At 42.1% G+C, this 3,094-nt stretch carries 2 protein-coding genes; one reads left to right on the forward strand and one right to left on the reverse strand.

Annotated elements, in window-relative coordinates; all coding sequences use genetic code 11:
- On the forward strand, positions 1 to 381 hold a 381-nt coding region (locus Q0218_RS05220; RefSeq protein ID WP_297967095.1), incomplete at its 5' end, for an amidohydrolase family protein.
- 596 nt (positions 382 to 977) lie between these two features.
- On the opposite strand, the gene Q0218_RS05225 is transcribed toward Q0218_RS05220, so the two are convergent.
- On the reverse strand, positions 978 to 3,094 hold a 2,117-nt coding region (locus tag Q0218_RS05225; RefSeq protein WP_297967098.1), incomplete at its 5' end, for a hypothetical protein.

Genomic DNA, 3,094 nt, shown 5'->3' on the forward strand with positions numbered 1-3,094 from the left:
CTTCACGAAGCTATCGCGTACGGGCTTGCTAACGGGCTAAATTTAGAGCGTCTAACGATGAGCTCGGACGGCAACGGCAGCGTGCCTAGATTTGACGAAAAGGGCGCGCTGGTGGGCTACGGCTGCGCTTCGTGCGAGACGAATTTAGAAGTCTTGCAAGCCTGCGTCAAAAATAAAATCCTAACTATCCCGCAAGCGCTAAGTATGATGGGTAAAAACGTCGCAAAATACCTAAATCTAGGCGGCAAAGGCGAGATAAAAGTAGGCTTTGATGCCGATTTTGCGGTATTTGACGAAGCTCTAAACCTAGATAGCGTGATCGCCAAAGGAGAGTTTTGCGTAAAAGAGGGCAAGCTCGTGAAAAAGGGATTTTTTGAGTGAAGTTATTAGAGCTAGCCTAATGTAAGCGCATGAATTTACTCAAATCGGCTATTTGTACGCTATTTGTAAAAATTTAATTAGCACGATTAAATTTGAGTACGTTTGCACCTTTGGTTAGAAAATTTAGCTTGCGTATTTATTATAAACGCAAACCTCTAGTTAAATTTATTCATTAGATTAGGCTTTACCGGGCGGGTAAATTTGCATGCGGTTTTAGAGACGCTAGGCTTAATCTAGCTTTTTACTGTTTTACCGTTTTTGCTAGTTATTTCTTATTAGACGTATAACGCAAGAGTCTAATGCTCGTAGTAAAAAATACTCGGCTTTAAACCGGGTATTTAGCTAAGCGCATTTGCCGTTAAATTTATCAGGCCGCTTTAAATTTAAATCTATTTTACGAGTCTACATAAGCGTAGCTACTCGTTTTTTATTTAGCATTTAGTTTAAAGCTTAAAGCTCTTTTGCTCGGATTTAGATTCTTTAGATAGCTTGCGGGGTTTTTGGGCAAATTTACGCGTAGGCTAAATATAAAGCGTTTTTGGATCGCTTAAGGCGGATTTACGCCTTATAGACGTAAATCCTAAGAGGGGAATTTATTAAGCGTTAGTTATCTCTAGTAGTTTGGTTACGCCGTCGGTATCGGTTATGACGTTTCCGTTTAGGACGTCGTAGTTTGATAACCCTGCTAGTTTTACTAGATTATCTCCTGCGCTTAGAGTTTTGCTAGCGTCGGCGTCTCTTACTAGGTATGTCTCGTTACCGTAATACACGGCATATATATTATTTGCCGTAGTCGTACCTTGACTAGCTAGAGCCGCGTTTATAGCGTCTTTTAGGTCGGTTTGACCGCTGGTAGCATTTGCATTTGTTTTTACGAAACCCGTTACCGAGTTGCTAAGACCTATCTTGTCGCCTCTGCTTGCGTCGGTTATGGTTACGTATTTGCTAGCGGTATTATCGGTAGTCGTAGATGCGGCTAATTTAAATTTATCATTACCCGCTCCGCCGCTGATCTCAAATTTCTTATTAGCGGTTAATGCTGCAGTAGTGATAGTGTCGTTTCCTTCGCCTAGATTTACGGTTACGTCTTTGGTTTGAGTTATCGTAAATTTTACTTTGTCGTCGCCTGCGCCGGTGTCGACTAGTTTTAGATTTTTAGAGCCGATTTCTATCTCGTCTTTGGTTTTTGAGCCTTTTACGGTAGTTACGTTATCGTTATAGGCAGCTCCGTCTATAGTGGTTATTTTTGTGATTCCGCTTGCGTTGTCGTATTCGCTTAGGTCGATACTTTTTAGATTGCTAGCCCTTAGCCCGTCTACCCAAAAATCCGTAATCGTACCTAGAGCTAGTAGGCTATCTGGATTTGTTATTCCGCCTTTTACGGTGATAGTCTCTACTGTATCGTTGGAATAGGCCGTTATGCCGGTTATTACGTTTGTTAGATTTGCCACGAAGTCCTTGGCACTGTCCCCATCCATACCCCAACCTACATCTATCATGTTAAAAGTGATCGGAGCGCTACTGCCGGAACGAATCGTTATGCTTTCTCCTACTTTCCAGCTACTACCGCCTCCCAATGTCATAGGCGCCGTCAAATTTGACATCTCAAGAGTTATATTTTTAGCAATTATATAGTCATCAAGAGTAACGTTTTGTAGATAGTTGTGCGTTCCAGTGTTTATCGTAACATTGCCAAATTTATGGCCTTCCATTTCCGCCGTGAGAGTTTTTAAATTTAGCTCTTTAATGTTGCTTGCGTTAATCGTAATATTGCGGCCCGATATAAACTTGAAATCGGCTGTGGAGTCTAGCCCGCTACCACTGATATCGATATTTATATCTTCTGCAGCATTAATGCCTTTTACGTCTAATGTTTTTTGTCCGTAAGCTTTTATATTTACATTTTTGACGCTAGCATGGTCGGTAAGACCCGTACCGGTGCCGATACCATACTTATGGATTGTTGAATCCTCCGTCCCTATCTTTACTCTAGCATCTGCTACGTTCGTATTTAGGTTTATGTTTACATCGCTTTTCTTGCTACTATCGCTGGTGTTAAATCCTCTTAGCCAGCCTATATCGACGGTTTTTTGATTATTTGCCGTTATATCGATGTTGCCGCCTAAAGACTCGTAGTTTGATAGCTTCAGAGTAGAATCGGTTATACCTGAAGCTGCGTTAGCGTTTATACTTAGACTCTTTGATTTTACGGTTACTGCGTCAGGGGTGATTACAGTAGGACTAGGTTGATAGCCTATCTCTGTGGAGGCGCCAGCTACGGTTGCGGTCGTATTAAATTTAGCGTCTCCGCCTACGTTGATCTTTTCCCAATCGGTTATCGGGCTAAAGGCTGTTACCGGAGTTACGCTCATCTTTAGCTCTTTATATCCGCTTGCGTTTACGGTTAAATTTCCGGTTGCGTCTAAATTTCCGTTAGTTCGTATAATGCCGTCTGTTATACCAGAGTTTGCGCTATGGTTTAAAGAGAAATTTCTAGCTTTAATTTCTCCTACTACGCTAGTATCGGTTGATACCGTCTCTTTGGCGTAGATTGCGCTTGAGCCTTCCTGCGTAAATTTAGTCGTTAAATTTACGTCGCCGTTTGCGTAGATATTTCCCGTCGTTAGCGTCTTTTGTCCCGTAGCGTTTATGCTTACGTCGTTGGCTTTAGCAGTAGCGCTATCGCCTATTTGTCCGTAGGTTACCGTAGCGT

It is taken from the genome of uncultured Campylobacter sp., assembly GCF_938039245.1.
Lineage (GTDB): Bacteria > Campylobacterota > Campylobacteria > Campylobacterales > Campylobacteraceae > Campylobacter_A.